We start from the raw sequence: 18,298 nt of genomic DNA, 5'->3' as shown, positions 1-18,298 counted from the left end.
AAAAACGCCGCATTTGCGGCGTTTTCGATCATTGTTTAGCCTTCATTCTCAACAAGCTTAACCATCATATTTGCAATCGCATGTTGCTCTTGCTCATCAGCCACTTTCCATAGCTCAGCTAGGACACGCTCTTGTTCATTTTTTGGGTCGACTTGTTGCGACAAATATTCACCAACTTGATAGGCAACATCAGACACAACACTTTGACTCATTCCTTCATTCTCTGCCTGGTTTAAACGACTACCTAAAAAATCTTTCCATTGTTCCCAATTGTCAAGTACAGACATGTAAGACCCTCCTTGATAATGTACTTCAGTACTATTTTTTTCTTATTCCAACTAGAATATTCATCATTTCTTTTGTTTTTTAGAGTATGTTCAAAAAGGACGGTTTTTCCCTTTTTGAACATACTCTAAGCAATGTGCGGAGCCGCTGCCAAAGGTGTGAGAAGGGTCTCATAACTTACCCTTTTATGAGTTGGTTTCTCATGAAAGGCGCCCAGCGTACAGAGCCATTGCATCCACTTGAACACTTTCTTCTAACAATACCATGCACCATTTACGGATAGAATATGACCATTTATGTAATTTGCTTTATTCGAACTAAGAAAAGCTACCGCATGAGCAATATCACTTGGTTGGCCTAGTGCGTTAGCGGGAATATCAGCTTTTAGCTCTTCCAACGAATCGATCACTTGATTCGTTAGCATATTTGTCTCTATAGCCCCAGGTGCTATCCCGTTAACTTGGATATCACTCGGTGCTAATTCTTTTGCCAACCCTTTTACAAAACTATTCACCCCTCCTTTTGCAGCTGAATAAATCACTTCACAAGAGGCACCGGTCAATCCCCAGATCGACGAAATCATAATAATTTTACCTTGACGCATACGAATCATGTTCGGTAACAAACTTCTTGTGATTTTCATCGGATTCAGTAAATGAATGTTCATCATTTCGCTCAGTTGCTGATTCGTTACATCAGTAAAAAGGTCAATTTGACTCAATCCAGCATTATGAACTATCGTATGCAAATTGACTTCTTTTGGGATTTTCTCAAGCAATTGTTCATCCCCATTATTACTCGATAAATCAGCCTGTACAAGTTCCACTTTTGCCCCTTTCTCTTGACATTCTTGTGCTATACGTTGCACAGCGTCTACATTTTTATAATAATGCAAAAAAAGAGAGCAGCTAGGAGATGCCAGCTCTCTTGCTATCGCTGTACCGATTCCTCCAGATGCTCCAGTAATTAAAATCTGTTTCATTCTATTCTTCAAACCCTTCTGCCTTCACTTGACATACGGTAAAGCGCTCGAATTGAAAATGATCTTTTAATACTTGTTGTAAATGGTCTGCTGTAAGGCTCTCAAGCATTGCAACGACATCAAACAAATTCATATCGTTAAATTCGTACCGCGTAAATTGATTGGCAATATATTCTGGTGAATTTAATGAACGTAAAAACGACCCAATTTTCTTTTTAATAGCTCGGTTCACTTGCTCATCTGTTAATGTAACTTGTTTAAACGCTTCAACCATTTCTTTAATTTTGGCAGCTAACCTATCAGGGTACTTCGTATCTCCGCCTATAATCGTAAATCCGAACCCTTCTTCAGCTGAATGATCGAATGAAAAAGAATCGTCAATTAACCCTTCGTCAAATAAAGTTTGGTAATTCTCAGAACTTTGTCCAAACATTAGGTCAAGTAAGATGTTAAGTGATAATTCACGCTTTAACAAATCATCACCTTGACGCATTGCCCCCGTTTCTTTAAAGCCGACCAAGCATTTTGGTGTTTGAACTGGCATCGTAATAACATGTTTTTCTTTTGCCACTCGCGCAGGCTCATCTTCAAAGAATCGTTTAATCTCTTCAGGCTGAGAAAATTCTTTATTTGCTTGATTTTCTTTCACTTGTTTCATGATTGTTTCTGGATCGACAGGCCCGATAACAAATAAGAGCATGTTACTAGGATGATAAAAAGTCTCGTAGCACGTATAAAGCAAGTCTTTTGTAATATTTGAAATCGATGCAATCGTACCAGCAATATCAATTTTGACTGGATGATGGTGAAACATGTTCTCAATCACACCAAAATATGCTCGCCAGTCAGGGTTATCATCGTACATCGTAATTTCTTGATTAATAATCCCTTTTTCTTTTTCCACACTTTCTTCAGTAAAATATGGATGTTGAACAAAATCAAGTAACGTATTCAGGTTCATTTCTACATTTGTCGTACTCGAGAACAAATACGCTGTACGGGTAAAGCTTGTAAATGCATTTGCAGAAGCACCTTGCTTACTAAAATCTTGGAATACGTCCCCTTCTTCATCTTCAAACATTTTATGTTCAAGAAAGTGAGCAATTCCATCAGGGACGTTAATCGGCTCATCTTTACCAAGTGGGGTAAAGTGCTGATCGATCGAACCATATTTTGTTGTAAAGGTTGCAAATGTTTTATTAAACCCTTCTTTTGGCAAGATATAGACATTTAATCCATTCTCTAACTTTTCATGATAAAGAGTCTCGTCTATTTGTGAGAATTGAACTGGTTTCATTTAATCTCCTCCTTGCCTTTTAAGAAATAAATCGTGTCTAACTGTACTTTCCCGGCCACTCGCACAATATCTTCTTTTGTCACAGCATCAATTTCTTGCAACCATTCATCAATCGAGCGTTTCTTCCCGCTTACGACTTGATGATAAGACAACTCCACGAACCCTCTTGCAACATCAGCTGTTTCTAGAAGTTGATTTTTTAACATAGCCTTCGTTTGTTCCACTTCAGCGTCTGTAAAATCTCCTTGTTTCATCGCTTCAAATTGCTCTTTAATAATTTCAACAGCTCGATCGTATTTGGAGAATTCAATGCCAGACATAACCATCATAATTCCCTTATGACTTTCAAACCTTGACGCTGCATAATAAGCTAAACTTTCTTTTTCTCGAACATTTATGAACAACTTTGAATGGGAAAAGGCTCCATAAAGACCATTACAAACTTGCATCGCAACATAATCTTGATCTGCATATGTTGTGTATGTTCGAAATCCCATATGAAGTTTGCCTTGCTTCACATCTTGTTCCTCATCTACAACATGAATGTCTTTTATCTCTGGGCTGGATGAAGTTTGAAAAGATGACGCTCCAGTTTTAGTTGAAAGCTGCTGGAACTTTTCTCCAACGATCGTTTCTGCTTGTTGTGCATCAATTGCTCCGACCATATATAAATCAAATTGATCAGAACTTAGTATCTCTTGATAATAGTCATAAATAGATTGTGAAGTAATCGCTTCCACTTCTTCTTCTGTCCCAAAAGCGGTAAGCGCAAATGGTTCGTCTTTACACATTTCCTCAGTAACCCGGACATTTGCATATCGCATTTTGTCATCATAGACTGACTGAATTCGTTGTTTCAGTGAACGTTTTTCACTTTCTACGACATTATTACTAAAGGCTCCATTTTCAACATGAGGTTGAAATACAACTTCTGCTAACAACGATATTGCTTGTTCAAATAAAGGCGTTGTATCAGATAGAAAACGCTCATTTGCTACATCTAAACGAATGGTAATAACATGCTCTTCACCTTTTTTTTGAACATCCGTAGCCAGCATCGCCCCATACATATCATCTAATCGCTCGCGTAATTGTTTTCTTGTTGGGCTATTTGCCGTACCATTTTGCAAAATGTGAGGAAGTAAGGCTCGCATGGCTACCGTTTCTTTAGTTAATGGTGCTCTCATCATCAAGATGAGAGAATTGGTTTTGTATTTATCAGTCCTTACCGTATGAACCGTTAACCCTTTCAATTCTTGAATGCGTTCCTCTAATTGAATCAAGTCCATCATCTCCTTTTTACCAATCACGCTTATGTTATGCTTACACTCTTTTTCTTACTACGTGGAATTTAAATTTATCTGCACGAAAATAATTTAATGAATAAAGCAAAGGTTGTTCAGACTGATCATAATGCATTTGCTTCAATAATAAAAGCGAAGAACCCGGTTCACATTCTAAAATTTCAGAAACATGCTCGTGATAACCAATTGGCTCAATATACGTAACAGCGTATGTAATCGTTCTGCCTAGTTCCTCTAAAAAACGAAAAATTGATTTTGTTTCGTGGATGGAATGATTTTTCACTAAATCATTAGGAATCTGGTCCAAACAATAAACAACAGGGGAACCATCGGCCGTTCTTACGCGCTCTATTTCCATGATTTCTGTTAATTCACTTATATCAAATTTCCGTCGATCATCATCTGTCGCTTCTTGAACAGATGATGATAAGAAAATAGTACCTGGATTCATCTTTGCTTTTACAATCATGTCTGTAACACTATACAATTCTTCAATACCTGCGGAAAAAAGTGGTTTTGAATGAACAAACGTACCTACTCCATGCCTACGAACAACAACTCCTTCTTCTTCTAACAGACGCAAAGCTTCACGTAGTGTTGCTCGACTTACACCGAGAATTTTTGAAAGTTCGAATTCTGAAGGTAGTTTCTCACCTTCAACATACACTTTCTTCTCAATATCTTCTTTTAAACGATCTATTACTTGTAAATACAATGGCCTATGGTCTGCTCTTATCACACTCTCCACCCCTTCTACTTTTCCCCTTTTCAAATTAAGACGAAGTCTCATCTTCTCTAGGTTTCTCAATAAGGACTTCTCTAGGTTTACTTCCTTCGTATGGTCCAACAATTCCCCTAACTTCCATCTCATCAATTAATCTTGCTGCTCTTGTATAACCAATTCTAAATCGCCTTTGTAACATAGAAACAGAGGCTGTATTCATATCTGTAACCAATTCAACGGCTGAATCATATAAATCATCATTTACTTTTTCATTAACAACTTGCTCTTCTGAAGGTGCCATATCTTCTTGATACTGGGCTTTTTGTTGAGAAATGACAAAATCGACCACTTCTTCCACTTCACCATCTGATAAAAATGCTCCTTGTAATCTCTTTGGCTTTGTTGCCCCTACTGGCATGTAGAGCATATCCCCACGTCCTAACAGTTTCTCCGCTCCACCTGAATCTAAAATCGTTCTAGAGTCAATTTGCGAAGAAACACCAAATGCAATTCTAGAAGGAATGTTCGCCTTGATAACACCGGTGATAACATCAACTGATGGGCGCTGTGTAGCAATAATCATATGGATACCTGCAGCACGAGCCATCTGTGCAAGTCTTGCTATCGAGTCTTCTACGTCTCCTGATGCAACCATCATTAAATCTGCTAACTCGTCGACTATGACCACAATATATGGCAATGTCGGTTGTTTTGCCTCTTCTGTTTCATTTTGACGCTTTACGAGATCATTATACCCTTCAATGTTCCTCGTTCCGCTATGTGAAAATAAATCATAACGTCTCTCCATTTCTGCTACGACTTTCTTCAACGCTTGAGAGGCTTTTTTCGGTTCGGTTACTACTGGAGTTAACAAATGGGGAATTCCATTGTAAACTGTCAACTCGACCATTTTTGGATCAATCATCATTAATTTCACTTCATGTGGTTTTGCTTTCAGTAAGATACTTGTAATGATTCCGTTAATACACACACTCTTACCGCTACCTGTCGCTCCAGCAACGAGTAAATGCGGCATTTTGTTCAAATGTGCAAGAACTGGTTCTCCCGAAATATCTCGCCCAAGACCGACTGCCAGTACATTTTCCTCAGAATTAGACTCTGGTGAATCTAGTACTTCTCTAAGTGTCACAATCGCCACCTCATGGTTTGGTACCTCAATACCTATTGCTGATTTCCCTGGGATCGGCGCTTCAATTCGAATATCTTTTGCTGCAAGTGCAAGTGCTAGGTCATCAGCTAAGTTTACGATTTTACTTACTTTTACCCCTACACTCGGGTTTACTTCATACTTTGTCACAGCCGGACCTAAATGCACTTTCGATACTCGTGCCTTCACCCCAAAGCTTTCTAATGTTTGTTCAAGTTTTCTCGCATTTGCCGTCAATTGTTTCTTTTCGTTTATTTGACTTGGATTATTTGGTAACTTTAAAATATCAACATCTGGCAACTTATATGATTCATTCGTTTCTTGTGCAGTAACTAAAGGGACTTGAACTTCTTCAGCAACATCTTCCTTTTGTACTGGCTTCATTTGCTCTTGTTTTTTCTTTTCTTCGACTTGAGGTCTGTAGGATTTTTGAGTAAAATCAACGATCTCCGGCTCAATTTCTTCATTCAGCTCTTCCGAAGCTTGAGGGTTACTCGATTGTTGCTTTCCTTGTTCTCGTGCCTTTTTTCTAGCTTGCTGAGCTACTCGCTCTTCTTGTATGCGTTCCTTTGCCTTGTTGCGCACAAGCTTTATTTCGTCTAATAGACTACTTAGCGTATCAATAACAAATAAATAAAATCTTCTAAAGCCTTTTCCTACTAACTCAGATAGCGATTTTCCGGTCATTAAGATAAATCCAATAATAAAAAGAATAAAGCACAAAAAGTATGTACCCATCTCAGCAAATAAGAAATGACTCACTGCAAAAGCAACAGATCCAACCATTCCACCACCTAAGTCAGAAGGAGGTGTTTCACCGCGCATTTCCATCCAGAATAATTTCCACGTGTTTCGGATAACCGATTGATCTTGAAACCCTTCTCTGGCATTCAGCTGATGAAAAAGTCCAACATGACTAAATAACACAAATGAAAGGATCAATACATATACTCCTGAAAGCCTTCTTGTCCAAAGCTTTGGGTTTTGCCGCTTTATCATGATATACAATGAAACGACTAAAAGTCCGATTGCCAGCACGACAAACCACTCGCCAAGGAAAAAACGAAATAGTCGGACAAACGTCTCTCCTACCGAACCTAATCGTGCAAATGTAACGACGGCAATGACTAGTAAGCCGAGACCGATCAATTCATACGTTAGCTGCGATTTCCACTCGGTTTTTCTTTTTTTCTTTCGCCTTGCCATACATTTCACCCTTTACTACTATATCTAACCATTACATTTAAAAAGCAGCCAAAATTGGCTGCTTCGACCATGCTTGGATGAAATTAATTATAGCATAAGACAAACACTCTCTACATAGCTAAAGTTGAGGATTTGCTTGAATGATTGATCCCGGAGCATATTTTCCATCAAGATAACTCATGGCATTTCCACTTATTAAGCGGACAACACGATATTGACTATGATTAATCTGTTCAACGACTAAATGCCCTGCTTCACAAGATATCACTTGCTGTTGCGTATAGTTTTGATCATCTTCTGGAAAAATCATTTCATGTGGCATCATCGTATAGAGAATCATTGAACCATTTCTCCTTCAACATTTTGCTTATTTTGATCAATTAATTCATTTAACTTTTTCAATGATTGTCCAATCCCACCAACTTCATTAATCAATCCATACTCAACTGCATCTGTCCCAACAACATTTGTACCAATATCTCGTGTTAAGTTACCTTTTGATAGCATTAATTCTTTAAACTTCTCTTCAGAGATTGAGGAATTTCTTGTCACAAAACTAATCACACGTTCTTGCATTTTATCAAGGTATTCAAAAGTTTGTGAAACACCTATGACAAGACCAGTTAATCGGACTGGGTGAATCGTCATCGTAGCTGTTTCTGCGATGAATGAATAATTCGCAGCTACAGCAATTGGAACTCCTATAGAGTGCCCTCCTCCTAAAACAAGCGTAACAGAAGGCTTTGACATCGATGCAATCATTTCTGATATCGCAAGGCCTGCTTCTACGTCCCCTCCGACCGTATTAAGGATTAAAAGTAAGCCTTCTATTTTCGGGTTTTGTTCAATTGCAACAAGTTGCGGAATAATATGTTCATATTTCGTCGTTTTGTTTTGTGGCGGGAGTTGCATATGCCCTTCAATTTGGCCTACAACCGTCATGCAATGAATATTTGATTGGTCCATGTCTGGAACGTTTGTTTGACCTAGTTCTTGAATCTTTTCAATGATACCTGAGTTTTTTTGATCTTTTTGTGGTGTGGCAGGTGCTGGTTGCTGTTCAGGGTTCGGGTTTTCCATTGTCATCAACAACTTCCTCCTTTAACATATCTAGATGTAGTATGATCCGGTTGTCCCTTTATCATCCAAAAAAGTTCAGTGATTTGTTTAGGACTACATTTTTAAAAACCGCACACGACCGTGTGCGGTTTTTTCTTAAAAGCTAAGAATTCACAAAAATTCGAATGCCGATTCAAGCAGTGTGAAGGTTTGTTCGAAGTGGTTTTTTGATTACTCGAAGAAGGAAAATCGCTCCACACGTTGCTTTTTAAGACGGATACGCCGTCTATTTTATACTTCCATAATAATTGGTAAGATCATAGGACGTCTTTTTGTTTTTTCAAAAAGGAAACGACTTAATCCTTCTCTTACATTGCTTTTTAAGGAGGACCATTCATTTACATTTTCACTTACGCATTTTTTTAGAATAACACTTACTAATTCATTGGCATCTTCAAGTAGTTTCTCTGATTCGCGTACATAAACAAAACCACGTGAAATAATGTTTGGTCCTGATACAAATGCACCTGTTTTCTTATTGAGCGTGACGACAACAACCAAAATTCCATCTTTTGAAAGTAAGCGGCGATCTCTGAGGACAATATTTCCGACATCTCCTACACCTAATCCGTCAATCAACACGTTACCAGATGGAACCTTACCAGTTTTGCGAGCCTGTCCATTTGTAAACTCAACCACTTCACCTTTATCAACAAGAAAAATATTTTCTGGTGCTGTCCCTGTTTTAATAGCAAGATCACGATGTGCATGTTGCATCCGGAATTCTCCATGAATAGGAACAAAGTATTTTGGCTTCATTAAGTTCAGCATTAGCTTTAATTCTTCTTGGCTACCATGTCCAGAGGCATGTACCTTAGCTTGACCATATACGACTTCTGCACCAATTCGGTGTAATTTATCAATAATCGCTGAAACTGATTTTTCATTACCTGGTATAGCTGAGGCAGCGATAATAACTGTATCTTCTTCTGTAATGGTAATTTGGCGATGTGCTCCTTTTGCCATACGTGTTAGAGCAGACATCGGTTCTCCTTGGCTCCCTGTTGTTAAAATCGCTAGTTGCTCATCACGATATTTGCCAATCTCATCAATTTCAATAAACAACTCTTTTGGGGCTTCAATATACCCTAATCTCGTTGCAATGGTTATGACACGAATCATGCTTTTTCCAACTACAACAAGCTTTCTTTTCGTTCTGATCGAAGCCTCTATTACCTGTTGGATCCGATGAACATTTGAAGCAAACGTCGTGACAATAATACGCCCTTCTGTCTTTCCAAAAACTTCAGATATTCCCTTCCCAACCTCTGTTTCGGACTTTGTAATACCTGGACGTTCTGCATTCGTACTATCTGATAATAAACAAAGAACACCACGTTCTCCTATTGCAGCCATTTTTCCAATGTCTGCTTGTTTGCCATCAACTGGTGTTTGGTCAAATTTAAAATCTCCTGTATGAACGACAGCTCCTTGAGATGTTTCAAAACAAATACCAACTGAATCGGGAATACTATGATTTGTACGGAAAAACGACACTGATGTTGATCCAATTGTAAGACGGGAATTTGCATCAATTAATCTTAATGTGGTATGACGAATGATACCTGCTTCTTTTAACTTTTCTTCTACTAGGCCAAGGGTAAGTTTTGTCCCATAAACAGGGACATTTAATTTTTTTAATACGTAAGATAAACCTCCAATATGATCTTCATGACCATGCGTTAGAAAGATCCCTTGCACTCGCTCGGCATTTTCAACGAGGTATGAAACATCTGGTATAACAATATCAACACCTAGCATATCATCATCTGGGAACATTAAACCAGCATCGACAACAAGGATGTCTTCACCTACTTCAACTACGTACATATTTTTACCTATTTCACCGACTCCACCTAAGGCAAACACACGTACTTTCTCTGTATTTTCTTTTGACAATGGACGTTCCTCCTACTAAAACGAATCTCTGACTGAATTTGTTTTGTTTTATTTATATTTTTCTTAATAACGTTACTACCGTTCGCTCACCCTTGGCGTAGAGATGATAAACTTTCCGCTAAAATAACAGATGATCATAATTGCGATCATATTCGACCCGAACAAATCAATTACACCTAGTATACCTTATCGAGGAATTGAAAAACAAGACTGAACTTCCTATATTGGTAAGGTGAAGCAAAATATATAAAAGTTAGTCATATAGGTAAAATCAAACATTTGTAAATGATTGTGAGCTATATACATCCTGTTTCTGCAAAAAAAGCCAACCCATTAAGATGGATTAGCTTTTTGCTCTAACGTTTGTATAATAATTTGTTGCTGCTCGTAAGAAAGAGGAACAAGTGGGAGACGTACCCCTCCAACATCAATTCCGATAAACTTAAGTGCGTATTTCACACAAGTGGGATTCGGCGCAGCGAACATTGCTTTCATCGTCGGTAATAATGCACGGTGAAGATTCGCTGCATCCATTACTTCTCCACTTTTAAATAAATCAATCATCTTTTTCATCTCATTACCGATCACATGTGAAGCTACCGAAACAACTCCATGTGCTCCAATCGCCACAGCCGGAAGCGTATTGGCGTCATCACCTGTATAAAGCAGAAAATCTTTATCAGTCGCCGTAATAATTGCTGCCATTTGTTCTAAATCACCACTAGCTTCTTTTATCGAGACGATATTTTTCACTTTAGACAGAGCAATAGTCGTGTCAGCCTCAATCTGTACTCCCGTTCTCCCTGGGACGTTGTAAAGCATGACTGGAAGAGGAGTCGCTTCCGCAATCTTTTTAAAATGCTCATACATCCCTTGTTGTGATGGTTTATTGTAATAGGGAGCAACAAGCATTACGCCATCTACACCAATATCTGTCGCTTTTTTTGTTAACTCAATCGAGCTGTGCGTATTGTTACTCCCCGTTCCAGCAATAATCGGAACTTTTTTATCAACATATTCAACACATAACTGAAATAGCTCTAGTTTCTCATTCGTTGTGAGTGTCGGAGACTCTCCTGTAGTTCCAGCTACAACGATTGCATCTGTACCATGAGCTAATAAATAGTCTAGTAACTCCTTTGTGCGGTCTTTATCCACTAAGCCTTCTTGGTTAAAAGGAGTTACCATTGCAGTCAAAATATGGCCAAAGTCCATAACACCCAACTCCTTGTACGGTATTTCTAAGAGGTTCCTTCTTGTTGTTTCCCTACCTGTTCAAGTTGAAACATATGATGGAGTGCATTTACTGCTTTAACCATATCTTGTTCTTTGACTAAAACCCATATCGTTGTATGAGAATCAGCTGATTGAAGTATTTGAATGTTTTGCCCAGATAATGCACTCACAATTTTTGCAGTAACACCGGGAACGCCGCTCATCCCAGCTCCTACCGCTGACACTTTTGCACAATTTCTCATTACTTCTGGCTCATATCCCAATTGATGAAGAACTGCTATTGCTTTATCAGCGACATCCTCCATTACTGTGTAGCAGACTCCTCGAAGATTGATATTTATAAAGTCAACACTGATATGAGCTGTTGCCATTGCTTTAAATACTTTTTCTTGTAAATCGTATTCCCCTTCTTTAGCGAATACTTTGATTTGTGCTACATTGGCTAAGTGCGCAATACCAGTGATAACTCGATCTTTCACTTCTGCCTGTGGTTTGGCGATTTTAGCCGTTACAAGTGTCCCTGCTCCTCCTGAATAAGTAGACCTTATTCGGATAGGAATCTTTGCTTGCATGGCAACCTCGACAGCTCTTGGGTGAATAACTTTGGCACCTTGATAAGCCATATTGCAAATTTCTTCATATGACATAGCATCAAGCGCACGAGCATCTTCCACTATACGCGGATCTGCTGTCATAACACCTTCCACATCTGTAAAAATGTCGACCCACTCAGCTTGAACAGCTGCACCTAATGCAGTTGCTGATGTATCGCTCCCACCTCTTCCAAGTGTCGTAACCTCTCCAGTGAACGTTTGCCCTTGAAAACCGGCGACGACAACGACGTCACCCTTTTCAAGCTGCTTCAATACATCATCGCATTTCATATCAATGATTTTTGCATTAGCAAAATCTTCATTTGTTCGAAATCCAGCTTGCGCACCCGTAAAGGCGATCGAACGAAGCCCTATGCCTTGCAATAGATCTGAAAAAACGACAGACGAAATCACTTCACCACAAGAAACGAGAAGGTCTTGCTCTCGCTTTGGTAGTTGCTTTTGATTAATCAAACCGAGCAATGTGTCGGTTGCATATGGTTCGCCTTTACGTCCCATGGCAGATACAACGACAATGACCTTATAGCCATCTTCAACAGCTTTTTTGACATGGTTTGCTGCCAGCAACCTACTGTTGTCATCTCTTACAGACGTACCACCAAACTTCTGAACAATTATTTTCATATGACACCTTCTTACTTACGATAAGAGATCTAACTTCACAAGACTTTCAGCAATTTGGACTGAATTCCACGCTGCACCTTTGAGTAAGTTATCTGAAACGATCCACATATGGTACCCATTATCACGGTCAAGATCATGACGAATACGTCCAACAAATACATCGTTCTTACCTACACATTCTGACGCAAGTGGGTACACTTGATTTGCTGGATCATCTTGTAATGTAACTCCTGGAGATGATGCGAGAAGCTCTTTGATTTCAGCAACTGTTGCCCCACCTTTTTCTGTTTCAATGTAAACTGATTCCGAGTGCCCCGTTTCTACTGGAAGACGGACACAAGTTGCAGCAACTTCAAGCTCTGCCATTTCCATAATTTTCTTCGTTTCATTAATCATTTTCATTTCTTCAAATGTATAGCCATTGTCTTGGAACAAGTCAATTTGAGGAATCGCATTAAACGCAATTTGATAATGCTTTTTGTCTCCACCTACTGGCAAAATTTCAGGTGTAAATTCATTTCCTTCTAAAATATCTTTTGTTTGTTGCTTCATTTCTTCAATTGCCTCAAGCCCTGCTCCAGATACAGCTTGATAAGTTGAAACAACAACCTTTTTTAAGCCATACTTTTCACGGATAGGCTCTAATGCCACAACCATTTGAATCGTTGAACAATTTGGATTGGCAATAATGCCATTATGATTTCGTAAAGCTTCTTCATTTACTTCTGGAACGACAAGTGGAACAGTTGGATCCATTCTATAAGCACTTGTATTATCAACAACAATCGCCCCACGCTTCACAGCTTCTGGTGCTAATGCCTTTGAAACAGACCCTCCTGCTGAAAATAACGCAATTTGAACACCATCAAAAGCCTCAGGTGTTGCTTCTTCTACTATATATTCATTCCCTTTAAAGGTTAGGACCTTCCCCGCAGAACGTTTTGAAGATAATAGTTTTAAACTAGCAATCGGAAAATCTCTTTCTTCTAATGTTTTAAGCATTTGTTGCCCCACTGCACCTGTTGCGCCTACTACGGCTACATGATAACTTGACATCTTGATAATCTCCCCTCATTTACTTGCATTTTAATAGAGTTTTTTTCACTAAGATGGAATGATTATAGCATATCCCACTTAGTTTGTGTCTTTGTTTCCTCTATTAAACTTTAAGGGAAATATTTCATTTGTGCAACTACGTGAATTGCTTAATCTCTGAATTTTTCAACTAGGACAGGCTGATATTGCTTGCCAGCTAAGGCAGACTCAACTGTATCCACTAATGCTCCCATTCTAGCTACTAACGAGTTAGGTTTTTTGACAGGATCATCTTGACCATATGGAATGAAATATATATTTTTCGTCGCCATCAGTCTCATAATATTAACACCATTCAGACCAAGTGCATCGTTTGTTGAAATACCTAGTACAACTGGGTTTCCACTTCGAAGAGTTGCTTTTGCTCCCATTAGGACTGGTGAATCCGTTAATGCATTTGCCAGTTTACTTGTTGAATTCCCAGTTAACGGTGCAATCACCATACAATCTAATGGTGTTTTCGGACCAAACGGCTCTGCCTTTACAATGGAATCAACAATTGGTTCTGACGTAATTTCTTGAATTCTTCTCAACCAATCTGCACTATCACCAAACTTTGTATCCGTTGTTTGTACTGTATGTGAGACAAATGGTGTTACTTTTGCACCTAAGCTAACTAACTTCTCCATTTCCGGGAGAACCGCATCATACGTACAATGTGATCCTGTTAACCCAAATCCAATGTGCTTTCCTGTTAATGACATGATTCATCCTCCTCCTAATTGGTCGCTTCGTTTGTTAATAACTCCGCCAAAACGTCAGCCAAAATTTGCCCAGCTGTTTTCGGAGCTACTATTCCTGGTAACCCCGGAGCAAGTAGCGCCTTCATTCCCCGTTTTTCTGCATAACGAAAATCAGTTCCACCTGGCTTAGAGGCTAAATCAATAATAAGAGTGTGTAGAGGCATTTCAGCTAAAACATTTGCTGTGATTATAAGAGCTGGTATTGTATTAATGCATAAATCAACATCTCTAAGCTCTTCTTTTATATGTGAGGTGTGAAACGGAGTTAAACCCATTTCCGTTATTCTTGCTAGTTGATAGGATTCATTAGCACCCACTTTCACATCTGCCCCTAGAGCACTAAACGTTCTTGCTACCGACATGCCAACTCTACCTAATCCAAGAACCGCTACTTTTGCACGATGAATCGTAATATCCGTATGTTGAATCGCCATCATGATCGTACCTTCAGCTGTTGGAATTGAATTGTAAATAGCAATATCATCACGTTCCATTAACTTAACTAAAGAACGGTTAGATTTCTCCACACAATCATCAAGGAATTCATTGCTTATACCTGAATAAATCACACAATGCTCAGGTGTTTTACTCAATTGTTCTGTTTTTAACTCGAGTTCCTCATTTGAAAATACAGTATCAATTTTCCCATCAGTGCTCATTCCACTTACTGGGAGTAAAATAGCGTCAACAGTTGACCAATCAATGTCATCCATCGTTTGCTTTGATGCACCAATAAAGCCATCATTCAACTGATCAAACCCTACCATAGAAATTTTGGCATCTAGCGTAGATAGTTTTCTGATGATTTCTAGTTGCCGTGCATCTCCTCCAATAATTGCTACATGTTTGTCTGTTAACATCTGTTTTGTTCTCCTTTCATTCATGCGAATCTGATCATCATCGCAGGCCGCTTAAGAAAGAGAAATTACGCATTAACGAGTAGCAAGAACTCTATCACAAGCGACACAAAATACTCCTCTTCCCGTGAGCAAAGGATGAACAGCAACGATTCACCATAGCATATGTACCAAGTAATCGATAGGTGATTATCATCCCATAATCAAGTAGCCTAGTTCTGCGACCATCCTACTTAGGGAATACTTCAAATTATGAAATTACATGCAAAAAAGCCCTCCTATTAAAGGAGGGCACTAAAAAAAGTAAAAAACGACCTAAAAAAACCTCGAGGAAGCGACAATGGCTCTGTAAGAGAGGACTTCTGAATCGTTAAGTTCTCCTTATTCAAATTGATCAAGATTTATAATAATCATGTCTTCACCAATTTTTTTAACTTGCTCCCAATATACTGTTACTTCCTTATCCTTTTTTCCAAACCCAAACCATTTCATTGTCGGAATAATAAATGCTTCAATTTCCCCTGTTTCTTTATTTACCAATAAATCAGTTTGACCTAAAATTCCTAGCCGTTCTCCTTTTTGATAATCTATAATCTCTTTGCTGCTAATTTCACTAAGTCTCATTAGATTACCTCCTCGTCCTTCATGTAGTAAGCGTATGAGTAGAAGTACAAAAAAAGACCAGCCTTTTAATAAAAGAGCTGGTCTTAAACAAAGCCACTACCATTGACGTGAAAAGCGTCTCCCGCCTTAGGCCTGCTATGAGTGGTTTTTTATTACAAGTTGCTAAGAGAGTCGGAGCCTAACCCTCATAGAAAATTACTGGGATAGCGCTGTCGGAAGCTCACCGGATGAGTTAATCAATGAAACAGAAGGTGCTCCTGTTAGGATCGATGCTGCCAATTGATTAACTTGTGTGATCGTTACTTGATCGATCTCTTCTATGATATCGTCAAGTGATCGGTGCTTTTTAAGTAATAACTCATTTTTGCCGTTACGACTCATTCTGCTATTCGTACTTTCTAAGCTTAACATTAAACTACCTTTTAATTGTTCTTTTCCATTCTTGAGCTCTTTCTCTGTCATACCTACACTCGCTAACGTATAGGCCGTTTCTTGCAATGCTTTTGTTAAACCTTCTAATTGTTGATGAGCCGTAGCAGCATATATCGTTAACATACCACTATCTTGATACGAAGAATGGTAAGAAAAGACTGAATAACATAATCCTCTTTTTTCACGAATTTCTTGAAATAATCTGCTGCTCATGCTCCCTCCCAATAAATTATTTAGCAAAACGAGAGCATATACGTTCTTTTCTCCGATGGCAAGACCTGGATACCCAAGACAAAGATGCGCCTGTTCTGTTTCTTTTTTACGAACGATAGCCTCTGTTAAAAAAGGTGGTTTTTCATTCTGATGTTGATAAGTTGTCGGATCAACTTTAGAGAATGTCTCTTTTAATTGTTCTATCACTTCATCCGTAATATTGCCAGCAATCGAAATGACAACATGATCACCAGTATAAAACCTCGACATATACTCTCGTAACGAATCTCCATTAAAGGTCTCAAGTGTATCGACCGTACCTAGGATTGGATAGGCGAGGGAGTGACCACCATAACTTGCTTCACTCAATAAGTCGTGAACAATATCATCTGGCGTATCATCTACCATTTTAATTTCCTCAAAAACGACATTCTTTTCTTTTTGAAGTTCCGTTTCATCGAAAACAGAATCAAAGAACATATCAGCTAATACTTCAACCGCATATTCTGCATGATCATCAAGTACCTTTGCATAATAACAAGTATACTCTTTTGACGTAAAGGCATTAACTTGGCCACCAATTCGATCAAATGATTCAGCAATTTCAGCCGCTGATCTTGTCTTTGTCCCTTTAAAGAACATATGCTCCAAAAAATGTGAAATCCCGTTTTCTTCTTTCTTTTCAAACCTTGATCCTGTTCCTACCCAAACACCAATTGAAACAGAACGAACAGTTGAAATATTCTCTGCTAAAATACGTACACCATTTTCTAATTCAATTCTCGTTACCACTTTTAGTCCCCCTATTGTCATTAAGGGTTACACCTAACGTAACTCGCTCTTCCGATAAAACTTCAGATACAGTGCCAATTTTATATCCTTTTTCTTGTATTCCCGTAATTAACTTATCAAGCCCTTTTGCAGTTGGTTCTGTCGGATGCATTAAAATCATTGCTCCATTATGAACTTTTGAAAGGACACGATCAACCATTTCCGTTGGATCTGGTTTTCTCCAATCAATTGTATCAACAGACCATAACACTGTCTTCATACCTTGGTTATCGGCATGATCAATTACCGCTTGATTATAACTACCACTTGGAGGCGCAAACCACTTAGGTGTAACATCTATTGTTGCTTCTATGACAGAATTTGTTTTCTTTATTTCTTCGTCTATTCTCCCGGTCGTTAATTTACTCATATCAGGGTGAGAATAGGCATGATTTCCAATTTCGTGTCCTTCTTCATCAAGCATTGTCGCAAGGTTCGGATTGTTCTTGACCCATGAACCATCTAAAAAAAATGTTGTATGTAGTTCATGTTTCTTTAATGTTTTTAACATCTCTGGTAAATATTCATTTCCCCAAGCAACATTCACTAAAAATGTAACAACAGGCTTATGTTCATTCCCTTTATAAATCGGAGTTGGAGGTAAATCATCGAGATGAATATTTGGACTAGTTTGTCTAAAGATAAGTCTATTTTCATCAAACATATCAAGCTTCTTCATCTTATCATAGGAGGCTTCAACGTCAACCTCTAACCCATTATACCCAGGTACAGCTTTCCATACTCTATCAATTCGTGCATCTCTTGCCGGTTCCAAATAGGACTCAGCCCTTGCTACTATTTCTTCGTAAAGGGAGTCCTGTTCTTTTAAAACCATCTGACTGTCACGTTTTAATTCACCTATATAATTTAATGAGAATGGGTTTTGGACAGCACCAATAGATAGGATGACAACGATACAGAACACACTTACGTGAACCACCTTTTTCTTCATTCACCAGTCCCTCCTCTAGTGCGATTGTATGCTGTAGGAGGACAGGTTAGAACGCAAAAGGAGACTAGGTATAATCCCCAGTCTCTTTTTTTT

The 18,298-nt window shown here is 38.6% G+C and carries 17 protein-coding genes; all 17 read right to left on the bottom strand.

From position 1 onward, the window contains the following. Positions 1–35: 35 nt before the first annotated feature. The 17 genes from SAZ04_RS02225 to SAZ04_RS02145 all read right to left on the bottom strand — a co-directional run bounded on the left by SAZ04_RS02225 (position 36) and on the right by SAZ04_RS02145 (position 18,205). Positions 36–287, bottom strand: a complete 252-nt coding sequence (locus tag SAZ04_RS02225; protein ID WP_332690365.1) for a DUF3243 domain-containing protein — start codon at positions 285–287, stop codon at positions 36–38. Between the two features lie 251 nt (positions 288–538). Continuing rightward, entirely contained in the window at positions 539–1,267 is a 729-nt protein-coding gene (gene ymfI / locus SAZ04_RS02220) for an elongation factor P 5-aminopentanone reductase (protein WP_332690362.1), read from the bottom strand. 1 nt (position 1,268) lies between these two features. Further along, positions 1,269–2,564, bottom strand: a complete 1,296-nt coding sequence (gene yfmH, locus SAZ04_RS02215; protein WP_332690359.1) for an EF-P 5-aminopentanol modification-associated protein YfmH — start codon at positions 2,562–2,564, stop codon at positions 1,269–1,271. After that, positions 2,561–3,853, bottom strand: a complete 1,293-nt coding sequence (gene yfmF, locus SAZ04_RS02210; RefSeq protein ID WP_332690647.1) for an EF-P 5-aminopentanol modification-associated protein YfmF — start codon at positions 3,851–3,853, stop codon at positions 2,561–2,563. Before yfmF ends, yfmH begins: the two co-directional genes overlap by 4 nt. A 34-nt stretch (positions 3,854–3,887) precedes the next feature. Next, positions 3,888–4,607 (bottom strand): GntR family transcriptional regulator, encoded by a 720-nt coding sequence (locus SAZ04_RS02205; protein WP_332690356.1) that lies wholly within the window; start codon positions 4,605–4,607, stop codon positions 3,888–3,890. A 34-nt stretch (positions 4,608–4,641) separates the two neighbouring features. Next, positions 4,642–6,966, bottom strand: a complete 2,325-nt coding sequence (locus tag SAZ04_RS02200; protein ID WP_332690353.1) for an FtsK/SpoIIIE family DNA translocase — start codon at positions 6,964–6,966, stop codon at positions 4,642–4,644. Positions 6,967–7,084: 118 nt separating this feature from the next. Beyond that, on the bottom strand, positions 7,085–7,306 hold the full coding sequence (locus SAZ04_RS02195; RefSeq protein WP_332690350.1) for a YlzJ-like family protein: 222 nt from the start codon (positions 7,304–7,306) through the stop codon (positions 7,085–7,087). Next, the gene (locus SAZ04_RS02190; RefSeq protein WP_332690640.1) at positions 7,303–8,046 is read right to left on the bottom strand and encodes a ClpP family protease; all 744 of its coding nucleotides are present in this window, start codon (positions 8,044–8,046) and stop codon (positions 7,303–7,305) included. Before SAZ04_RS02190 ends, SAZ04_RS02195 begins: the two co-directional genes overlap by 4 nt. Before the next feature lie 270 nt (positions 8,047–8,316). Beyond that, entirely contained in the window at positions 8,317–9,984 is a 1,668-nt protein-coding gene (locus tag SAZ04_RS02185) for a ribonuclease J (protein ID WP_332690348.1), read from the bottom strand. Positions 9,985–10,317: 333 nt separating this feature from the next. Continuing rightward, on the bottom strand, positions 10,318–11,199 hold the full coding sequence (gene dapA, locus SAZ04_RS02180) for a 4-hydroxy-tetrahydrodipicolinate synthase (protein ID WP_332690346.1): 882 nt from the start codon (positions 11,197–11,199) through the stop codon (positions 10,318–10,320). Positions 11,200–11,225: 26 nt separating this feature from the next. Continuing rightward, complete coding sequence (dapG, locus tag SAZ04_RS02175) at positions 11,226–12,458, bottom strand: aspartate kinase (RefSeq protein WP_332690343.1); 1,233 nt, start codon at positions 12,456–12,458, stop codon at positions 11,226–11,228. 15 nt (positions 12,459–12,473) lie between these two features. Beyond that, complete coding sequence (gene asd / locus SAZ04_RS02170) at positions 12,474–13,514, bottom strand: aspartate-semialdehyde dehydrogenase (protein WP_332690340.1); 1,041 nt, start codon at positions 13,512–13,514, stop codon at positions 12,474–12,476. Positions 13,515–13,663: 149 nt separating this feature from the next. Then, positions 13,664–14,257: a dipicolinate synthase subunit B gene (dpaB, locus tag SAZ04_RS02165; protein ID WP_332690337.1), complete on the bottom strand. Its 594-nt coding sequence runs from the start codon at positions 14,255–14,257 to the stop codon at positions 13,664–13,666. Between the two features lie 14 nt (positions 14,258–14,271). Next, the gene (gene dpaA / locus SAZ04_RS02160; protein ID WP_332690334.1) at positions 14,272–15,156 is read right to left on the bottom strand and encodes a dipicolinic acid synthetase subunit A; all 885 of its coding nucleotides are present in this window, start codon (positions 15,154–15,156) and stop codon (positions 14,272–14,274) included. A 378-nt stretch (positions 15,157–15,534) separates the two neighbouring features. Then, entirely contained in the window at positions 15,535–15,777 is a 243-nt protein-coding gene (locus SAZ04_RS02155; protein ID WP_332690331.1) for a YlmC/YmxH family sporulation protein, read from the bottom strand. Positions 15,778–15,972: 195 nt separating this feature from the next. Beyond that, positions 15,973–17,214, bottom strand: a complete 1,242-nt coding sequence (locus SAZ04_RS02150; RefSeq protein WP_431308943.1) for a M16 family metallopeptidase — start codon at positions 17,212–17,214, stop codon at positions 15,973–15,975. After that, complete coding sequence (locus tag SAZ04_RS02145; RefSeq protein ID WP_332690325.1) at positions 17,198–18,205, bottom strand: polysaccharide deacetylase family protein; 1,008 nt, start codon at positions 18,203–18,205, stop codon at positions 17,198–17,200. The genes SAZ04_RS02150 and SAZ04_RS02145 overlap by 17 nt, the downstream gene beginning before the upstream one ends. Positions 18,206–18,298 lie beyond the last annotated feature (93 nt).

This window comes from Halalkalibacter lacteus (genome assembly GCF_036663595.1).
Taxonomy (GTDB): domain Bacteria; phylum Bacillota; class Bacilli; order Bacillales; family Bacillaceae_D; genus Halalkalibacter; species Halalkalibacter lacteus.
This window is presented reverse-complemented; position numbering and strand designations above follow the sequence as displayed.